Below are 19922 nucleotides of genomic sequence, written 5' to 3' on the forward strand. Positions count from 1 at the left end.
TTATATGGAGGTACGGATGGGGCAAGGTAGAATTGTCAAAGCATTAAGTGGTTTTTATTACGTGGAAAACGATGAGGGTATCTTCCAATGTCGTGGAAGGGGAAATTTTCGTCAAAGAAAAATAACCCCTTTAGTTGGGGATTGGGTGGAGTTTGAAGCGGAAAATAAAACGGACGGTTATGTTTTAGATATAAAAAAACGTTTAAACCAACTCGTCAGGCCACCTATTTCCAATGTGGAACAGGCTATTCTTGTTTTTTCAACAGATGAACCTTCGTTTAGCCCATTGTTATTGGATAAATTTCTTGTTCATGTGGAAGCGAATAATATCAAGCCGATTATTTGTCTTTCAAAAATTGATTTGTTGGGACACATTGGGGAAACGGAGATTCAAAAACATGAAGAGATTTACAGAAGATTAAATTATGAAGTTATTAGCACATCCATATTTGTGGAGGAAACAATTGAAGCTTTGCGCCCCTACTTAATAAATAAAGTATCTGTATTCGCGGGACAGTCAGGAGTAGGAAAGTCATCTCTATTAAATGCATTAAAGCCTGAGTTGAATTTAGAAACAAATGCAATTTCCAAGGCTTTGGGCAGGGGAAAACACACCACTAGACATGTGGAGTTAATCCCCATTGAAGAAGGGGGATATGTTGCAGATACTCCTGGATTCAGCTCACTTGACTTCATGGGAATGGAAGCGGAGGAATTAAGTCTTTATTTTCCTGAGATGAGAATAAGGATAAATGACTGTAAATTCCGTGGTTGTATGCATGAGAACGAACCGAAATGTGCTGTGAGGGATGCTGTAAGTTCTGGGGAAGTGGCAGAGCATAGATACGAACATTATTTACAATTTTTAGGCGAGATTAAATCACAAAAGCGGAGGTACTGACAAATGATAAAAATTGCTCCATCCATCTTGTCAGCAGATTTTTCAAAACTAGGAGAAGAGATAGCAGATGTTGAAAAAGGAGGGGCAGACTATATTCATATTGATGTGATGGACGGGCATTTTGTACCGAATATTACAATTGGACCTCTTGTAGTAGATGCAGTGAGACCTATTACGAAACTTCCATTGGATGTTCATTTAATGATTGAAAATCCTGATCGGTATATTAAGGATTTTGCGTCAGCTGGTGCAGATATCATCAGTGTTCACGTTGAGGCGTGTCCTCATCTTCATCGCAGTATTCAATTGATCCGGGATTCAGGGGCAAAACCTGGGGTAGTATTAAATCCTGCAACTCCAGTTTCAACTATTCAACATATTATCGAAGATGTGGAACTTGTTTTATTAATGACTGTAAACCCTGGTTTTGGAGGACAATCTTTTATCCCTTCCGTTATTCCAAAGATTACAGAAGTTAGAAGCCTTGTGAATCAAGTTGGGAAATCGATTGATGTGGAAGTGGACGGTGGCGTTAATCCAGATACAGCCCGACAATGCATAGAGGCAGGGGCAGATGTTCTTGTTGCAGGTTCTGCGATTTATAAAAGCAGAAATAGGAAAAAAGCTATTGAAAGTCTTCGTGATTCAATGTAAAATTAGGAGTAATTGAACATGGACCACAAGGGGAGTCTTTAGAAGGACTGAGAGGAAACTTGGCGTTTCGACCCTTTGAACCTGTAAGTTTATACTTGCGTAGGGATGTGGAGTCAGCATTTTATTAAATGATGGCCATTGCATTCTGCAATGGTTTTTTTCTTTGAAAAAAAGAAACTTTTTTACGCTAGAAAAGCTGTCTAGCTCCAGTGCGTAAATGTGGTTCGTTCAACTATTGTATGGGAGATGGTATTCTATATTGCATGAAATGGTGTTTTTTAAGTAAACAATATTACTATTGAGGAGGTACTACATTGAGAAATTCAAGACCACTAGTTATTATGGCAGAAGTTGCAATCATGTCTGCATTAGCAATTGTATTAGATTTTTTCTCATTCAAAGTTTGGGCACAAGGAGGTTCCGTTTCATTAATTATGCTCCCTATTTTTGTCGTAGCATTTAGACGGGGCTTGAAATACGGTTTATTGACAGGATTAATTGTAGGTTTATTAAACATGTTAATTCAACCTTCCATTTATCATCCTGTTCAAGCGATCGTGGATTACCCTATTGCTTTTCTAGGTGTAGGGTTAGCAGGTATCTTTTACTTTAATAGCGAACGTGTAAAGAACAATCCAATACCATATTTAATAATAGGTGTTTTAATCGGAAGTTTATGGAGATTTTTAGCACATTTCTATGCAGGAATCGTTTGGTTTGGTGTTTATGCACCTGAAGGGACACCAGTTCCATGGTATTCTTTCACATATAATATGACGTATATGGGACCTGCATTTTTACTATGCTTAGTGGTGTTGTTACTCCTCTATAAAGCAAACAGACGAATTCTGAATCCGAACGCTTAATTGTATTTGTGAGGAGGAAATTTCATGACCTATATTATCCTAGCAGGGGGACCAATTGAAAATATCCCACCTTTAAACGAAGTGGAAAAGGTTTATGATGAAGTTGTATGGGTTGGGGTTGACCGAGGATTACTTTACTTAATTGAAAATGATATTGTCCCGGTTCGGGCTTTCGGAGATTTTGACTCTATTACAAATGAAGAAATGGACTTGGTGCACAGGCAATCTGTGCACCTTGCCTGTTTTCCAAAAGAGAAGGATGCATCAGATTTGGAATTGGCATTGGACTGGGTGATCAATCAAAAACCTGAAAAAATTGTTATTTTAGGTGGAACAGGTGGAAGATTAGATCATATGCTAATCAATGTACAGTTCCTGCAGCGTGGACTTTCACATCAAATGGACATTGTTATGGAAGACAGTTGGAATCGTTTGTTGGTGAAAAATCCAGGAGATTTTTCTATAGAGAAAACAGCATTTTCTTATGTTTCGTTTTTACCTGTAACCCTTACTGTTAGCAATTTAACGTTGACAGGTTTTCGTTATCCCCTTATAAATACTACACTAAAACAAGGATCGAGCCTCTCCATAAGTAATGAACTTATTGGTGAAACGGGTTCCTATTCTTTTTCTGACGGTATTCTCTTAGTAATTGAATCAAAAGATAAGCCAATAAAATAGCAAATTGGAGTTTAAGTGAAATACTTCCTTTTTTCTTTTAAAAAATAGGTACTATTTCCAACTAGATGAATATAATGGGTAATAACGAAGCACGTTTTTTTAACTCATCATGTCCTGTGGAGCAAGGGCAGCTCATTCGAGGAGGGGGAAAAATGAAGTTTTATACGATTAAATTACCTAAGTTCATCGGCGGTTTTGTAAAAGCGTGTCTAGGCGCATTCCGAAAAGGCTAGACCTATAATAATTTGAAAATGATTCCATGGGTAGTCTGTTATTATATTCTTTTCTGTCCATGAACATCCTAAAGAGGTAGAAGATCTTGGCTATTCGCCAAGTACTAATGGCGAAAGCCTTAGTTTGTCTTATACTTTTATTCATGTGTATAACTTAAAGAAAAAAACGGCGCAGGATGCGCCGTTTTTTAGTAGTGCAAATTAAACACGCTCTACTTTACCTGATTTAAGTGCTTTTGCAGAAACGTATACACGTTTTGGTTTTCCATCAACTAGAATACGAACTTTTTGAACGTTAGCTCCCCAACGGCGCTTTGTGGCATTCAAAGCATGGGAACGCTTGTTTCCGGACCTTGGTCCTTTACCTGTAATTACACATTTACGTGACATGATTTTCCCTCCTTCATACACAACAGAAAGATCTATCGTATCTAACTTTTTACGTATCATTAAAACACTAAGTAATCTTAGCATAGAGATATTCAGATTTCAAGTCATTTAGCAACAATCCTTCAAGTAAATTTGCTTGACACAATAGAAAATATTCATATTTTAGGAAATATGACTTATGTTTTCTTTTAAAATGGTAAGGTTTATAGTAAAATGACGGTAGCCATGCAGGCAAACACCAAAAGGAGGCATTTTGCATGACCATCGAAATGAAAACGAATTACGGTAAAATCGACGTTTCAAAAGAAGTGGTGGCTGTAATTGCAGGTGGGGCGGCCATCGACTGCTACGGCATTGTGGGGATGGCCTCACAAAAACAATTAAAAGACGGTATTACTGACCTTTTGGGCCGAGAGAATATGAGTCGCGGCGTTGTTATCCGTGAAAACGGGGATGAAGAAGTTCACATTGATATGTACATCATTGTCAGCTACGGAACAAAAATTTCTGAAGTTGCCCATAATGTACAGTCAAAAGTGAAATATCAATTAGAACAAATGCTAGGGCTTAAAGTGGATTCTGTAAATATATTTGTACAAGGAGTTCGCGTAACAAACCCATAAGGTATAGTTAGGAGGAGCAGGTCGTGACAATCAAAATTATTGAAGGAGAAAAGTTTGCCCATATGCTAATTGAAGGGGCCAACAATCTATCCAATAATTCCAAGACGATTGATGCATTAAACGTATTCCCAGTTCCAGATGGGGATACAGGAACAAATATGAATTTGACGATTACTTCTGGTGTAAAAGAGGTAAAGGGCCAAAAGACGGATCATGTTGGGAAAATAGCAGGAGTTTTCGCTAAAGGATTATTAATGGGTGCCAGAGGAAATTCTGGTGTTATCTTATCCCAACTATTCCGAGGTTTTTCCAAGTCGGTTGAAGGAAAAGAAACAATCAGTGCGAAAGATTTAAGTAATGCATTTGAATACGGCGTTGACATGGCTTATAAAGCGGTCATGAAACCTGTTGAAGGAACGATCCTTACTGTTGCGAAGGATTCGGCCAAAAAAGCGGTGGAGTTTTCCAAGAAAAATGAGGATACGGTTGCTTTAATGGAAGCCGTAGTTAAAGAAGCAAAGGAATCATTGGAGCGTACGCCAGATTTACTCCCTGTGTTAAAGGAAGTGGGAGTAGTAGATTCTGGTGGACAAGGACTGCTTACGATTTATGAAGGATTTCTCGCTGTATTAAAGGGAGAAAAAATCGTAGATCTTATTCAAAATTCCCCAAGTATGAATGAACTTGTTCAAGTGGAACATCATCAGTCTGCACAAAGCCATCTTTCAACTGAAGATATTGAATTTGGTTATTGTACGGAAGTGATGGTTAAATTTGAAAACGACAAGGTATCAGAAAACCCTTATAATGAAGATCGGTTTAGAAATGTGCTCAGTGAATTTGGTGATTCCCTGCTAGTGGTTTCCGATGAAGATTTATTAAAGATTCATATACATGCGGAGTATCCTGGTTATGTTATTTCTGAAGCTCAAAAATTCGGTTCCCTTGTGAATGTGAAAATTGAGAACATGCGTGAACAGCACTCCTCTATTTTAGAGCAGGAAAATATGGGAACAGGTTCAAGACCGCAACCTCCAAAGCCTCCGGCAAAGAAAGATGAGAAAACAGAGTATGGAATCATAACGGTTGCTATGGGAGGAGGTATTGCTGATTTATTTAAAGGATTAGGTGCGAAACGTGTCATCGAAGGTGGACAAACCATGAATCCATCTACAGAAGATTTTGTGAAAGCGATTAACGAAGCGAATGCTGATAAAATCATTCTTCTCCCAAATAATAGTAATATTGTCATGGCGGCCCAGCAGGCAGCATCGGTAACTGATAAGGAAGTAGTGGTAGTCCCTTCAAAATCAGTACCACAGGGATTGGCATCTCTTCTTGCGTTCAATCCAACAGACTCTTTAAAGGATAATCAAACTGAAATGACTGAGGCCCTTAAAACGGTAAAAACCGGTGAAGTTACATACGCGGTAAGGGACACAAGCTTAAATGGAGTACAAATTAAAGAAGGGGACTTCATGGGCATTTTTGAGAAAGATATTTTGTCTACGGGTCCAAGTGTACAAACTGTTGCTAAAGAATTAGTAGATAAAATGATTGATGATGAAAGCGAAATCGTCACCATTATTCGAGGGGAAGACCGTAATGGGGACGAAACTGCGGAACTGGAAGCCTATTTGGAAGAAAACTATGATCACGTGGATGTTGAGATTCACATTGGTAACCAGCCACTCTACTCATACATTATTTCCGTCGAGTAGTCTGGTAAAAATATAAAGGGGGTTGTGTTTATGGGGAACGTAAAAATTGTAACAGATTCCACAGCTGATATACCAAAATCTTTACAAGAGGAATTAGGACTTACTGTCGTACCGTTAAAAGTACACTTTGGTGAAGAGACTTTTGAGGATGGTGTTGATCTTACCCCATCACAATTTTATGAAAAATTAAAGGCAGCTAATCAAATACCTACTACATCCCAGCCTACCCCATTTCAGTTCGAAACGGAATATCGTCGCCTGGCTGAAGAGAATCCTGATAGTGACATTATCTCTATACATTTATCTTCTAAATTAAGCGGGACATTCCAGTCTGCTTACATCGCCTCTCAAACACTGGGGGATGCTGTTCCGGTAACTGTTGTGGATTCTAAAAGGGCATCCTATGCCATTGGAGTTGTGGTAGTGGAAGTGGCCCGACTTGCAAAGAATGGAGCAACAAAGGAAGAATGTATGAAGCGTATCGACACGTTATTAAATGAGGCTACGGTATTCTTTATGGTTGATACTCTAGAATATTTGGAGAAAAACGGCCGTATTGGTAAAGCATCAGCAGTTCTCGGGTCCTTGCTCAAAATTAAACCAATTCTTTCCTTAAATGAAGACGGGGAAGTATATCCGTTTGAAAAAGTGCGTGGACAAAAGAAGGCTGTAGCCCGAATTCTTCAAGAGTTTGACAACCGCTTTGGACAAGACCCAATTCATGTAGGTATATCCCATGCGGAAGCGAAACAAGAGTCTGAGGAATTGATGGCAAAAATAAAGGATCAGTTCAATGTCAAAGAATCTGTTATCACTGACATTGGTCCAGTAATCGGGACTCACGTTGGTCCAGGTACAATTTCCATTTCCATGACGAGGAAGGAAGAAAAATAAAGGCAATCAAAGTTTAAGATAGTACAAGGGCAAAATATAATAGACAAATCATGTCTCTAAAAGTGGTGGGAAAATTAACTGCTTTTAGGGGCATTTTTGTTGTAGGAATAGATGTATTTAATAAGTGGGGAGCAAATCAGCAAATGTTTTGAAACCACTTTTCTTAAAATGTTGATCTTAGTTATATAATATTTTGTTTGATTTTCATGGATTATAACACTTTTTTTCTCCGACGGTTTGATACTGACGTAAAATTTGATAATAGCCGATTCATCAACTATTTGTTACTATATATAGTGTAATGGGAAAAGTGATCAGTAATATATTTAAGGACAGCTTGGGAGGCATATCTCATGAAATATAGAAGTGTGTTTGATATTATTGGACCAGTTATGATCGGTCCATCCAGTTCACATACAGCAGGTGCGGCACGAATTGGTCTCGTTGCAAGGCAGCTTTTTCAAAAGGAACCAACATGGGTAGAGTTTCATTTATACGGGTCGTTTGCAAAAACGTATTTAGGACATGGAACAGATGTGGCTCTAACAGGAGGCGTTTTAGGTTATGATACGAGTGATATTAGAATTACAGAATCACTAAAATTTGCGGAGGAACAGGGGTTAATTGTCTCCTTCCATGAGGAAGAGGCTCAAACGGACCATCCTAATACAGTAAGGATACGTCTCGGAGATAAACAAAGCGAGATGGAACTCGTTGGAATTTCCATTGGCGGCGGTAAGGTTGAAATAAAAGAACTGAATGGCTTTCAACTTCGTCTTAGTGGTAACCATCCAGCCATTTTAGTCGTCCACCACGATCGTTTCGGGGCAATTGCATCCGTTTCCACAGCACTGGCTAAGCATCAGATTAATATAGGACATATGGAAGTTTCCCGAAAAGAAGTGGGAAAAGAAGCGTTAATGGTGATTGAAGTGGATCAGAATATCGGAAAAGATATATTAAGTGAAATAGAAAAGATGGAACTGGTAACACAAGTAACGAAAATACATGAGTGATTTTATCCGTAAAGGAGGTAACTGACATATGTTTCGCAACGTAGAAGAACTTGTTTCCATTGCGGAAAAAAAAGAAATACCAATCTCAGAAGTGATGATTCTGCAAGAGATGGAACATCATGATCGCTCCCGAAGAGACATATTTTCTCAAATGGAACGAAACTTAGATGTGATGGAAAAAGCAGTAGAACGGGGAATCAAAGAGCAGGTAAAGTCCGTTTCAGGACTTACAGGCGGGGATGGTAAAAAACTGTTTGAATATATTCAGAAGAATGAAACACTTTCTGGAACATTGATGCTAGAAGCGGTGGCGAAAGCAATGGCCACAAATGAAGTGAATGCAGCGATGGGAACAATTTGCGCCACTCCAACAGCGGGGTCTGCGGGAGTAGTCCCGGGAACCTTATTTGCTGTCAAAGATAAATTGAACCCAACACGGGAACAAATGGTCCGCTTCCTTTTTACAAGTGGTGCATTTGGCTTTGTAGTTGCTAATAACGCATCCATTTCCGGCGCTGCAGGTGGCTGTCAAGCGGAGGTGGGCTCTGCAACAGGGATGGCAGCGGCAGCAATTGTGGAAATGGCAGGGGGAAAACCAAGACAGTCTGCCATGGCCATGGCAATGGCCCTTAAGGGGATGCTTGGATTAGTATGTGACCCTGTAGCAGGACTAGTGGAAGTGCCGTGTGTGAAACGGAATGCTTTTGGGGCATCTAATGCCCTTGTGGCGGCAGATATGGCACTTGCAGGAATAGAAAGCCGAATTCCTTGTGATGAAGTAATTGATGCAATGTATCGAATTGGTGAGACGATGCCATTCACACTAAGGGAAACAGGGGAAGGTGGACTTGCTGCCACTCCTACTGGGCGTAAATATCAGGAGCAAATTTTTGGTGCGTCAACGAAAAAGGTGTGATGAAAAATGAAGGAATCAGTTTCCCATATTCAAGGTGTGGGACCACGGGCAGTAGAACAATTGGAAGTGATGGGAATTTCAACTGTGGAACAACTTTTGGAGCATTTCCCGTTTCGATACGAAGATTATGCCATCCGTCCGATCATGGAGGTGCAGCATGATGAGAGAGTGACGGTGAGGGGGAAGGTTCATAGTGAACCTACTCTTCGTTACTATGGGAAAAATAAAGCCCGCTTGACCGTTCGCGTACTCGTGGACGGTCTCTTGGTGCAAGCTATATTTTTCAACCAGGGTTACTTAAAGAATCAAATTCATCTTGGGGATGTTATAACAATAAATGGAAAGTTTGATCGAAATAGATTGATGATTTCAGGTGGCACAATGAAAACATCGAACCAGGAAGTTACAGGTGGCCTAGAACCCGTATACTCCGTCAAGGGATCAATCAAAATAACGACTTTACGAAAATATATTCGTCAAGCATTTGAACAGTTTGGAGATCAGATCGGTGAAATACTCCCTCATCAGCTCCTTTCTGCCTATCGATTATTGAACAGAAGAGAAACATTAGAGCAACTTCATTTTCCAACAGATACGGTCCAGTTAAAACAGGCAAAACGGAGAATGATCTATGAAGAACTGCTTTTTTTTCAACTGAAAATGCAAATGTTTCGTAAACTGGAGCGTCAAGGGGAAAAAGGCCAGCAAAAAAGATTTAACAAAGAAGATTTACTGGTATTTATGGACAAACTCCCTTTTGAATTAACAGGTGCTCAAAAACAGGCTTTAAAGGAGATTTTATCTGATTTAACGGCCGATCACCGCATGAACCGTCTGTTGCAAGGTGATGTGGGGTCCGGGAAAACAATTGTGGCGGGGATTGCCCTTTACGTAAATGCGAAAGCTGGTTTTCAAGGGGCACTCATGGTTCCAACCGAGATCTTAGCGGAACAGCATAAGGCATCTTTAAAGGAATTGTTAGAACCTTTTGGTTTACGAGTGGAACTTCTTTCAGGTTCAGCGAAGGCAAAGGAACGTCGTGAGATTTTAGGAGCATTGAAGGAAGGGAGTGTTGATGTGTTGATTGGCACTCATGCTTTAATTCAAGATGGAGTAGACTTTCATCATCTCGGCCTTGTAATTACAGATGAACAACACCGATTTGGGGTAGAACAACGAAGGATTTTAAGGAACAAAGGACTCCGCCCTGATGTCTTATTTATGACTGCTACACCGATTCCCCGAACGTTAGCCATCTCTGTTTTTGGAGATATGGATGTGTCAATTATTAATGAAATGCCGAAGGGAAGAAAACCGGTGGATACGAGATGGGCTAAACATGATATGTTACCTAGAGTGATTGAATTTTTAAAAAGGGAACTTGGGAAAGGGCATCAGGCATATGTCATTTGTCCGCTCATTGAAGAATCTGATAAACTGGATGTCCAAAATGCTATTGATGTACACCACCAATTAACACAAGTTTTTCCTGAATTTACGGTTGGCTTAATGCATGGTAGGCTGTCTTCTGATGAAAAGGATTGTGTCATGAATGAATTTGCAAAAAACAACGTTCACATACTAGTATCTACCACTGTCGTAGAAGTTGGGGTAAACGTACCCAATGCAACGGTCATGGTGATCTATGATGCGGAGCGCTTTGGCTTAGCGCAATTACATCAGCTCAGGGGACGGGTGGGACGTGGACAAGCACAGTCCTATTGTATTCTATTGGCAGATCCTAAATCGGATGTCGGAAAAGAGCGAATGCAGATTATGACGGATACAAATGACGGCTTTGAGCTATCAGAAAGAGATCTAGAGTTAAGGGGACCGGGTGAATTTTTCGGTTCGAGACAAAGCGGGTTGCCAAACTTTAAAGTTGCAGATATTGTGGAAGATTTCAGAGTATTAGAAGTGGCACGTCAGGATGCGGCTAAACTCGTGAATTCAGAGGCTTTTTGGAAATCGAATGATTATGAGAAACTTCGGAAAAAATTAGAGGAGCAAGGTGTGTTTCAAGATCAAAAATTGGACTGACACCTAAAACAGTACATTCCTGATTCATTCTCTCAGAAAATTATTGGTTGAAAATAACGGGAACGAATTATATACTACTATTAGTACCTAGTCATATTAGCGTGGATGTGATGAGATGAAATTGCCGAAAAAGCAGCGCCAACCGCTGTTGAAAGAGAAGATTAAAGAAAATCCATTTATTACTGACGATGCACTTGCTGATTTTTTTGAAGTTAGTGTTCAGACGATTCGTCTCGATCGACTGGAATTAAATATTCCGGAAGTGAGGGAACGGATAAAACATGTTGCACAACAGCAATATGATACGGTGAAGGCACTTCCCTTAGAAGAGGTTATTGGAGAAGTGATCGATCTAGAGTTAGACAAGCATGCCATTTCCATCCTTGACATTCGTGATGAACATGTTTTTTCCCGGACAGGAATTGCCCGTGGGCATCATTTGTTCGCTCAGGCAAACTCCTTAGCTGTTGCTATCATTGACGATGAATTAGCTTTAACGGCGAAAGCAAAGGTTTCCTTTAAACGTCGGGTGAGAGTTGGAGAGAGAGTTGTTGCCAAAGCGAATGTGACAGATATTGGAGAAGATCGAACCATCGTTGAAGTAAATAGTTACGTTGACCAAGAAATCGTTTTTCATGGAGAATTCTCCATGTTCCGTCAAGATCAATAAAAAAGGGAGGCAGCGCAGTATGAAGTTAGCCGTCGATGCAATGGGTGGAGACAATGCCCCTGAAAGTATTATTAAAGGTTGCCAACTTGCGTTAGAGTCTTTTCCAGACTTAAAAGTGACATTGGTTGGAAATGAAAAGGAAATCACCAAATTTACGAATGCTTCCGACCGAATTGAAATAGTACATACAGATGTAATTATCGATAATGATGATTCTCCGGTGAAAGCTGTTCGAAGAAAGAAAGACGCATCCATGGTATTAGCTGTTCAGCAGGTTAAAGATGGGGTGGCCGATGCAGCCATTTCTGCCGGGAATACAGGAGCTCTCATGACAGCAGGGTTATTAATTGTTGGAAGAATAAAGGGAATTGAACGTCCAGCATTATCACCTATGCTCCCAACATTGGGGGGGGACGGGTTTCTCCTGTTGGATGTGGGGGCAAATATGGATGCTAAAGCCTCTCATCTAGTTCAATATGCTCTAATGGGTGACGTCTATATGAAAAAAGTGAGAAAAGTGGCAAAGCCTAGAATCGGCCTTTTGAATGTGGGAACCGAAGCAGGAAAAGGCACTGAACTTACTAAAGAAGTGTTCACCCTTCTCGAAAATAGTCAAATGGAATTTGTGGGCAATGTGGAAGCAAGGGACCTTTTAGAGGGAGTTGCGGATGTGGTTGTGTGTGATGGGTTTTCTGGGAACCTGGTGTTGAAATCCATTGAAGGGACAGCCTTATCCCTGTTTTCATTATTAAAAAAGGAACTCACTTCCTCGTTAAAAAATAAATTGGCTGCAGGTGTTCTTAAGCCCTCTTTTAAACAGGTGAAGCTCAAAATGGATTATTCCGAATATGGTGGTGCGGGTCTTTTTGGATTAAATGCACCTGTAATAAAAGCCCATGGATCTTCGGACGAACGGGCATTCTTTAATGCAATCAGACAGGCCAAAACCATGTACGATGAAAAAGTGGTAGAGACGATACAGCAGGAGCTGCAAGAAAATCTCTCGGAAAAGGAGTAATAACGAATGGGGAAAATTGCGTTACTTTTTCCAGGACAAGGTTCACAGCAGGTTGGAATGGGGAAAGAATTAGCCGAAAAATATGAAGTTTGTAAAAAGATCTTTGAGGAAGGGGATAAGGTTTTAGGGGAATCTTTATCAGACCTTATTTTCGCAGGAGACGAAGAAACATTAAAGCGGACAGAAAATACACAGCCTGCTCTTTTGACAACAAGTATCGCCATTTGGGAAGTATTAAAGGAAAAAGGTGTGGATGCGGATTACGCGTCAGGACATAGCTTAGGGGAATATTCAGCCTTAGTGGCAAGTGGAGCCTTAACTTTTTTGGAAGCGTGTCTTGCCGTAAGAAAACGAGGCCAATGGATGGAAGAGGCGGTTCCAGTTGGTCAAGGTACAATGGCAGCCATCCTAGGGATGGAGAGGGATGAACTAGTTCAGGTAACGAAAGAAGCATCAGAGTCTGCCGGAGCTGTTCAGCCTGCTAATTTTAACTGTCCTGGTCAAATCGTAATATCTGGTACAGTGGAGGGAGTCCAGGCTGCGTCTGAACTAGCCAGAGAACGGGGGGCAAAGCGAGTCATTCCCCTGTCTGTCAGTGGACCATTTCATTCCTCTTTAATGCAGCCAGCTGCAGACAAAATGAAAGCTCATTTACAAACGGTGACCATTTCAACACCTCGCATCCCGGTGATTGCAAATGTCACTGGGGAAAAGGTAACAGATCCGGAAACAATCCGCCAATTACTATATGAACAAATTTACTCTCCAGTTCTGTGGGAAGATACCGTTCGTACACTTGTTAACGAAGGGGTTGAAACGTTTATTGAATTAGGTCCAGGAAAAGTATTAAGTGGACTGGTCAAGAAGGTGAACCGCCGTGCAACAGTATTACCAGTATATGATGAAGAAACATTAGAAAAGGCAATCACAACGATTAAAGGGTAAGGAGTGATGGAAACGTGCAAGGACAAAACGCACTTATAACTGGGGGATCCCGTGGTATTGGTAGATCCATATGTCTTGCCTTGGCAAAACAAGGTGTCAATGTGGCTGTTAATTACTCTGGGAGTAAAGACAAAGCGGAGGCAGTAGCCGAAGAATGTCGCAACCACGGTGTAAAATCTATGGCGATACAAGCCAATGTGGCCGATTCGGATGCTGTGGGAACAATGGTTAAAACGGTTATTGATGAATTCGGATCACTGGAAATTCTTGTTAATAATGCTGGAATTACTAAAGATAATCTTGTTATGAGAATGAAAGAAGAGGACTTTGATGCAGTCATCGATACGAACTTAAAAGGTGTATTCAATTGTTCTAAAGCTGTTACCCGACCAATGATGAAACAGCGATACGGTCGAATCATCAATATATCTTCTGTTGTTGGTGTACTTGGGAATGCGGGCCAGGCAAATTATGTGGCAAGTAAAGCTGGGGTGATTGGCTTAACCAAATCAATGGCAAGGGAACTGGCAAATCGTAACATCCATGTGAATGCTATTGCCCCCGGGTTTATTGAAACAGATATGACAGAGAAACTAGGTGAGGAACTGACTCAAGAAATGCTCAAGCAAATTCCACTTGGAAAACTGGGATCTCCAGAACAAATTGCTTCGGTCGTCACCTTTTTAACAAGTGAAGCATCGTCCTATATGACAGGACAAACCCTTCATGTGGATGGCGGAATGGTCATGTAAATTGTAGAAACTTAAAACGAACTAGTTTTTTTTGACAGTTTGTCCTATAATTACTGAGAGGAGGTGAGCGTATGTCAGCAGTCATTGATCGTATTGCAAAAATCGTTACAGACCGTCTTGGTGTGGACGTGGCAGAAGTAAAACCGGAAGCGACGTTTAAAGACGACTTAGGTGCAGACTCCTTGGATGTTGTTGAACTTGTTATGGAACTAGAAGATGAGTTCGACTTAGAAATTTCCGATGAAGATGCTGAAAAGATCTCAACTGTAGGTGACGTTATCGAATACATAGAGCGTCATCAATAGTTTTTAAAAGAGGCTGGGGACATAAACTAAAGTGTTTAATTGAAAATCCGACAACACACAACCATAGCGAAGGAAATAAACGAGCGTACTGTCTCTTCCTCTAAAAGCTAATGCTGACGAAGTGTATCCGTCGAGACAACTCGAAGCATTAGCAAGGAAGTAGACGCTCGTTCCTGCGGGATTAAAGGCAAGGGTGAGACCCCACAGTGCGTATGCACGAGGAGGCTCACCAGCCGCCCGCGGCAAAGAAGACACCGTGACTGCGAACGAAGTGAAGCAAGAACGGATGTCGCACTTGTGCCTGTGGTAAAAGGGAAGTATATTTCCGTAACTAATGATTGTATTAACTATCAACATACTGTTCGGATTTTTCATTGATTAATACACTTTTATCCCAGCCTCCTTTCCAAATTATAATCTGAGAGAGAAACGATGGGGGTTCTCATGCAACAATCACGCAAAATCCAAAGAAGGGGAATAAAGCAACGCACCCCGAAAAAGATGCAATTAACAAAAGCACAAAAAGTGAAATATATTCAGTTTTTAGAGTCCATCCATATTGAGTACCAAAATGAAGACCTTTTTATTCAAGCATTTACTCATTCATCTTACGTGAATGAACATCGGATTCGTCCACACGATGATAATGAGAGGCTCGAGTTTTTAGGAGATGCGGTTTTGGAATTGGCCATCTCACAATACTTGTTTAAGAACTATGAGAACATGAGTGAAGGGGAGATGACCAAACTCAGAGCTGCCATCGTATGTGAGCCATCTTTAGCAAAAATAGCTGATGAACTTAACTTTGGTGACCATGTTTTGCTTGGAAAAGGGGAAGAGATGACAGGTGGAAGAAAGCGCCCTGCATTACTGGCTGATGTTTTTGAATCATTTGTAGGGGCACTTTATCTGGATGTTGGAATGGACGCGGTTTATAAGTTTTTGGAGGAGTATGTTTATCCACAAATTGCTGATGGAGCCTTCTCCCATATGATGGACTATAAGAGCCAGTTACAGGAGTTAATTCAACGGGAAGGTCAAGGGAATATCCAGTACAAAATTGTCCAAGAAAAAGGCCCTGCCCATTGTCGAGAGTTCGTTTCTGAAGTGTGGCTAGAAACGAATCAATTAGGTAAAGGGACAGGGAAGTCGAAGAAAGAAGCAGAACAAATGGCTGCTCAAAAAGCATTAGAAAAACTTTCCGATGAAGACTAATTAAATCCATCGACCTTATGTCAGGAGTGTAAAGATCTGAGTGGACTAATTGTATTTGTCCAGCCAATTCTTCTCCTGGCATTATTTTGTATAACGGACACGGTTAACCTTTATCGTAAGACTTTGGTATTTTTATTGGACAAGGAGACTATGTTGATGGAAAACCAATCTAGCATTGATATTATGAGTAAGCGTTATTCTGTAAGAACATTTGAAACCACTCCCATAGAAGACGTTCACCATCAGTATATTAAGGAGTACATAAACAATGAATCAAACTTAATAGGCCCTTTTGGTAATAAAAGCAGGATAGAATATATTCCAGTTATTAATAATGTGACTGATAAAGGAATTAAATTAGGAACATACGGTTTCATAAAAAATCCTCAAGCATATTTAGTAGGTATCACAGAAAATAAAACTTACCCGCTGATTGACTTTGCTTATGTATTTCAAAAGCTGCTTCTACAATTAGAGAAATTTGGGATTGGAAATTGTTGGATGGGTGGGACGTTCAGTCGAAAATCCTTTCAAAAAGAACTCGTTATAGGGGACGGTAATTTCATCCCCGGTATATCACCAATAGGCTATCCAAGAATAAAACAGCGTCTGTTTGATAAAACACTTCGTAAAGTAGTAAGAGCGGATAATAAGAAGTCGTGGGAAAAGCTTTTTTTTCATCACACATTTGAGATGACTTTAGAGAGAAACACCGCAGAAAAATTAGAAATTCCCATCGAAATGGTGAGAATTGGACCGTCTGCATCCAACAAGCAGCCATGGCGACTCGTCTTATCCAAAGATAAAACCGCCTGTCACTTTTACATTGAACATACACCAAATTATAGTAGTTCTTTTGGCTATGATATGCAGTTGTTAGATATGGGAATTGCCATGTGCCAATTTCACTTAGCCTGCAGTGAAATAGGGATAGACGGGTATTGGGTTCAAGAAGACCCTAATCTTACTTTACCAACGGAACAAACGGAGTATTTATTCAGTTGGAAGTGTAAGCGGTGAAGGTGTTTTAAATACTTTGATAAAAAGTCTGTATTTGGAGTACACTACTTCTCAGGAGGCGATAAGAATGCTAAGTATAATCAAGTTTATTGTATCACTACTTCCATATGTTAGACGATTAGTCCGTCAGTTACAGTTAAACTTAATTAGCTTCTCGTACCTCCACAACCTCAACCCGAGCAGGTTCTAATATACCTTGTGGGCTTGACAGTGCTGGCTCTTCCATTACGGGAGAGCCAGTATTTGTTTCTACGAAGAAATGGCTTTTTTACGAAATTTCCTCGAATACTCCAGTTTATTAAGGTATAATTAGCAAAGGAATACATAACACCTTTTTAACGAAATAGAATTAATCTTGAGGTGCTCTTTTCGTAAACTTTGTTGCTTTTTGAGAAAAGCTTGGAGAAGTTTAAGGCGGCATGACTGTCTCTTCCTCTGCGAGCATTTCGCTGGAGCATATCCGTCGAGACAAATCGACGTATTTACAGAGAAGTTACGCTCTTTCCAGCGGGAACAGCGCGAGATGAAGACCCCGCAGACACGGTTTTCGTCGAGGAGGCTGAGGCCGTGCCCGGCGGCCAAGAAGACACTGCGAAGAATGAGCAGATGTCGCACTTGTACCTTGTGTGGAAGCGTCCGCCTGTAGTGTATCCAAGCAAAAATTTTGATTTTAAAAAACAATCTATGCGAAAAGAGCCAAAATATTGTATGACTTACAGGGGAAAGAGAGTGGAACGTAATGGGACGTAAATGGAATAATATTAAAGAAAAGAAAGCTGCAAAAGATAAAAATACGAGCCGTATATATGCAAAATTTGGTCGTGAAATTTATGTGGCAGCAAGACAGGGTGAACCAGATCCTGAATTGAACCAATCATTGAAATTTGTACTTGAGCGGGCAAAAACATATAATGTACCAAAACATATTATTGACCGTGCCATTGAAAAGGCAAAAGGTGGTTCCGAAGAAAATTACGATGAACTACGTTATGAAGGATTTGGTCCAAGTGGTTCAATGGTTATTGTGGATACACTTACTAACAATGTGAATCGTACCGCATCTGATGTTCGAGCGGCTTTTGGTAAAAACGGAGGAAATATGGGAGTCAGTGGGTCCGTTTCCTATATGTTTGATGAAACTGCAGTAATTGGTTTGGAAGGGAAAACGGCTGATGAAGTGTTAGAGATTCTAATGGAGGCAGATGTGGATGCCAGGGACATTCTTGAAGAGGATGACGCGGTGATAGTTTATGCTGAACCGGATCAGTTCCATGCTGTTCAAGAAGCATTTAAATCAGCAGGAATAACGGAATTTACTGTTGCAGAAATCTCGATGCTAGCTCAGAACGATATCTCCTTAGACCCAGAAGCACAAGCTCAGTTTGAAAAAATGGTTGATGCTATTGAAGACTTAGAAGACGTTCAACAAGTTTATCATAACGTGGATTTAGGGGTATAATCACCATATAATTTATCCTTGGAAAGGCCGACTGCCTTTTGATGCAAGTCGGTTTTTTATTCCATTAAACATTTGTTTAACTAAGACTGTGTAATTGTGATGTATTTCATCAATCTTATAAAGAAACTGATTCATAAAATATTTTTTTGACCCCATATCTTTTTGATTCGTTTATACGTTCTTATAAGGAGAGGTAAAAAGGAGTGATTGGAATGGTTTTGAAGTCTGCTAATTTAAAAAAAGAACCTAAATGGGAAAAGGACAATGAATTAGTAAATATGTATGCCAAGGTGAAAGGCTATTGTTATGCCTTATCAGGCAATAAATGGGATGGTGAAGACCTGGCTCAGGAATGCTTTTTTAAGGCGATGAAGAATTATGAGGGTAATGCAATCAATCAAACATTGTTAAAACGGATCGCCCATAATACTTGGATTGATAAGGTCAGAAAGCAAAAGAATGAAACCTTAGAAGAGGTACCAGAGCCGTTAGCTAGGAAATCCTCCACAAAAGAGCACCTAATTGAAATGGCAGATGAATTAATCGAGAAGTTAACTCGAAAACAACTGTTTGCTTTCGTCTTAAAAGAGGCATTTCAATTTAAAATCAGTGAAATTGCAGATTTTTTAGAGATGAAAGAGTCAGCTGTAAAAGGTTTGCTTCTGCGATCGAGATCAAAATTAAGAGAAGAATCAACGCATTCTAAAACATCAGTTCACCATTTTAATTATGAACAATATACTTATCCCGATGAATTCAGTGTGGTTCTTGTTGAGGCATTAAGGTCAGAAGATCCTTCCCGCTTAATAAAGCTAATTCCAAAAATGATTAATACAAAAGGAATGAAACAAATTTATTCAGACAAGGCTTCGTTTACCTGCCAACACGCTTCCAACTACCTCTTAAGGGCAGCATAAAATAAATGATGAGGTGGATATATGAATACAATTCCATATGTTATTGAGCAGACTAATCGTGGTGAGCGTTCCTATGACATATACTCTCGGTTATTGAAAGACCGTATAATCATGGTCAGCAATGAAATAAATGATAACATGGCGAATAGTATTGTGGCACAACTATTGTTTTTGGCAGCGGATGACCCTGAAAAGGATATTTCCCTATATATTAATAGTCCAGGTGGCTCCACAACTGCCGGATTTGCAATCTATGATACGATGCAGTATATAAAACCAGATATTACAACAATTTGTACAGGAATGGCAGCATCATTCGGGGCCATGCTTTTGCTGGCAGGAACGAAAGGGAAGCGGTATGCCCTGCCAAACAGTGAAATTATGATACACCAACCATTGGGAGGTGCCCGCGGTCAGGCGACCGATCTTGAAATATCCGCCAAGAGAATTATTAAACTCCGGAAACACATTAATGAAATCATTTCAGAAAAAACCGGGCAGGATTTGAAAAAGGTTGTACACGATACAGACCGGGATTACTTTATGAGTGCCCCAGAAGCAAAAGAGTACGGGATTATTGATAGAATTATAGAATGAAGACAAAAGAAAACCTCTAAAGGAGTTTCTGCGATCTCAACTATTCACAGAAAAGTCCATTTAAAATTATCAGATCAGACTTATTTCAG

General features: G+C 40.1%; 22 protein-coding genes and 1 riboswitch. Of the genes, 21 read left to right on the forward strand and 1 reads right to left on the reverse strand.

Going from position 1 to position 19922, the window contains the following annotated elements; translation table 11 throughout:
• Positions 1 to 16 precede the first annotated feature (16 nt).
• The 5 genes from rsgA to spoVM all read left to right on the forward strand — a co-directional run bounded on the left by rsgA (position 17) and on the right by spoVM (position 3335).
• The gene (rsgA, locus tag KS419_RS12015) at positions 17 to 901 is read left to right on the forward strand and encodes a ribosome small subunit-dependent GTPase A (RefSeq protein WP_217066648.1); all 885 of its coding nucleotides are present in this window, start codon (positions 17 to 19) and stop codon (positions 899 to 901) included.
• 3 nt (positions 902 to 904) lie between these two features.
• Positions 905 to 1555, forward strand: a complete 651-nt coding sequence (rpe, locus tag KS419_RS12020) for a ribulose-phosphate 3-epimerase (RefSeq protein WP_217066649.1) — start codon at positions 905 to 907, stop codon at positions 1553 to 1555.
• A gap of 18 nt (positions 1556 to 1573) precedes the next feature.
• Positions 1574 to 1678, forward strand: a riboswitch (TPP riboswitch).
• A gap of 191 nt (positions 1679 to 1869) precedes the next feature.
• Complete coding sequence (gene thiT, locus KS419_RS12025) at positions 1870 to 2421, forward strand: energy-coupled thiamine transporter ThiT (protein ID WP_217066650.1); 552 nt, start codon at positions 1870 to 1872, stop codon at positions 2419 to 2421.
• A 24-nt stretch (positions 2422 to 2445) separates the two neighbouring features.
• Positions 2446 to 3102 carry a thiamine diphosphokinase gene (locus KS419_RS12030; RefSeq protein WP_217066651.1) on the forward strand — a complete coding sequence of 219 codons (657 nt, stop codon included), beginning with the start codon at positions 2446 to 2448 and terminating at the stop codon, positions 3100 to 3102.
• Positions 3103 to 3254: 152 nt separating this feature from the next.
• A complete protein-coding gene (spoVM, locus tag KS419_RS12035) occupies positions 3255 to 3335 on the forward strand; it encodes a stage V sporulation protein SpoVM (RefSeq protein WP_217066677.1) in 81 nt (26 codons plus the stop codon).
• 201 nt (positions 3336 to 3536) lie between these two features.
• Here the strand turns inward: spoVM and rpmB are convergent, their stop codons facing one another.
• On the reverse strand, positions 3537 to 3725 hold the full coding sequence (rpmB, locus tag KS419_RS12040; protein ID WP_217066652.1) for a 50S ribosomal protein L28: 189 nt from the start codon (positions 3723 to 3725) through the stop codon (positions 3537 to 3539).
• A 257-nt stretch (positions 3726 to 3982) separates the two neighbouring features.
• Here rpmB and KS419_RS12045 point away from each other — a divergent pair, with 257 nt between their 5' ends.
• From KS419_RS12045 to clpP, 16 genes are all read left to right on the forward strand, one after another.
• Positions 3983 to 4348 carry an Asp23/Gls24 family envelope stress response protein gene (locus tag KS419_RS12045; protein WP_217066653.1) on the forward strand — a complete coding sequence of 122 codons (366 nt, stop codon included), beginning with the start codon at positions 3983 to 3985 and terminating at the stop codon, positions 4346 to 4348.
• Between the two features lie 23 nt (positions 4349 to 4371).
• Positions 4372 to 6069 carry a DAK2 domain-containing protein gene (locus KS419_RS12050; protein WP_217066654.1) on the forward strand — a complete coding sequence of 566 codons (1698 nt, stop codon included), beginning with the start codon at positions 4372 to 4374 and terminating at the stop codon, positions 6067 to 6069.
• A 30-nt stretch (positions 6070 to 6099) separates the two neighbouring features.
• Positions 6100 to 6963, forward strand: coding sequence for a DegV family protein (locus KS419_RS12055; protein WP_217066655.1), 864 nt, complete (start codon positions 6100 to 6102; stop codon positions 6961 to 6963).
• 353 nt (positions 6964 to 7316) lie between these two features.
• Positions 7317 to 7979, forward strand: a complete 663-nt coding sequence (gene sdaAB, locus KS419_RS12060; RefSeq protein ID WP_217066656.1) for an L-serine ammonia-lyase, iron-sulfur-dependent subunit beta — start codon at positions 7317 to 7319, stop codon at positions 7977 to 7979.
• Positions 7980 to 8007: 28 nt separating this feature from the next.
• Positions 8008 to 8895 (forward strand): L-serine ammonia-lyase, iron-sulfur-dependent, subunit alpha, encoded by an 888-nt coding sequence (gene sdaAA / locus KS419_RS12065; RefSeq protein WP_217066657.1) that lies wholly within the window; start codon positions 8008 to 8010, stop codon positions 8893 to 8895.
• 6 nt (positions 8896 to 8901) lie between these two features.
• Complete coding sequence (gene recG, locus KS419_RS12070) at positions 8902 to 10935, forward strand: ATP-dependent DNA helicase RecG (RefSeq protein ID WP_217066658.1); 2034 nt, start codon at positions 8902 to 8904, stop codon at positions 10933 to 10935.
• Positions 10936 to 11050: 115 nt separating this feature from the next.
• The gene (fapR, locus tag KS419_RS12075) at positions 11051 to 11605 is read left to right on the forward strand and encodes a transcription factor FapR (RefSeq protein ID WP_217066659.1); all 555 of its coding nucleotides are present in this window, start codon (positions 11051 to 11053) and stop codon (positions 11603 to 11605) included.
• Positions 11606 to 11624: 19 nt separating this feature from the next.
• On the forward strand, positions 11625 to 12623 hold the full coding sequence (gene plsX / locus KS419_RS12080) for a phosphate acyltransferase PlsX (RefSeq protein ID WP_217066660.1): 999 nt from the start codon (positions 11625 to 11627) through the stop codon (positions 12621 to 12623).
• Positions 12624 to 12629: 6 nt separating this feature from the next.
• Entirely contained in the window at positions 12630 to 13568 is a 939-nt protein-coding gene (fabD, locus tag KS419_RS12085; protein WP_217066661.1) for an ACP S-malonyltransferase, read from the forward strand.
• A gap of 14 nt (positions 13569 to 13582) precedes the next feature.
• The gene (gene fabG, locus KS419_RS12090) at positions 13583 to 14320 is read left to right on the forward strand and encodes a 3-oxoacyl-[acyl-carrier-protein] reductase (RefSeq protein WP_217066662.1); all 738 of its coding nucleotides are present in this window, start codon (positions 13583 to 13585) and stop codon (positions 14318 to 14320) included.
• A gap of 71 nt (positions 14321 to 14391) precedes the next feature.
• Complete coding sequence (gene acpP, locus KS419_RS12095; RefSeq protein ID WP_217066663.1) at positions 14392 to 14625, forward strand: acyl carrier protein; 234 nt, start codon at positions 14392 to 14394, stop codon at positions 14623 to 14625.
• A gap of 444 nt (positions 14626 to 15069) precedes the next feature.
• Positions 15070 to 15840: a ribonuclease III gene (rnc, locus tag KS419_RS12100; protein WP_380086912.1), complete on the forward strand. Its 771-nt coding sequence runs from the start codon at positions 15070 to 15072 to the stop codon at positions 15838 to 15840.
• 156 nt (positions 15841 to 15996) lie between these two features.
• Entirely contained in the window at positions 15997 to 16860 is an 864-nt protein-coding gene (locus KS419_RS12105) for a nitroreductase family protein (protein ID WP_246593852.1), read from the forward strand.
• A gap of 739 nt (positions 16861 to 17599) precedes the next feature.
• On the forward strand, positions 17600 to 18319 hold the full coding sequence (locus KS419_RS12110) for a YebC/PmpR family DNA-binding transcriptional regulator (RefSeq protein ID WP_217066665.1): 720 nt from the start codon (positions 17600 to 17602) through the stop codon (positions 18317 to 18319).
• A gap of 212 nt (positions 18320 to 18531) precedes the next feature.
• On the forward strand, positions 18532 to 19236 hold the full coding sequence (locus KS419_RS12115; protein ID WP_217066666.1) for a sigma-70 family RNA polymerase sigma factor: 705 nt from the start codon (positions 18532 to 18534) through the stop codon (positions 19234 to 19236).
• A gap of 21 nt (positions 19237 to 19257) precedes the next feature.
• A complete protein-coding gene (gene clpP / locus KS419_RS12120) occupies positions 19258 to 19833 on the forward strand; it encodes an ATP-dependent Clp endopeptidase proteolytic subunit ClpP (RefSeq protein WP_217066667.1) in 576 nt (191 codons plus the stop codon).
• Positions 19834 to 19922 lie beyond the last annotated feature (89 nt).

This window comes from Evansella tamaricis (genome assembly GCF_019042215.1).
GTDB lineage: Bacteria > Bacillota > Bacilli > Bacillales > Salisediminibacteriaceae > Evansella > Evansella tamaricis.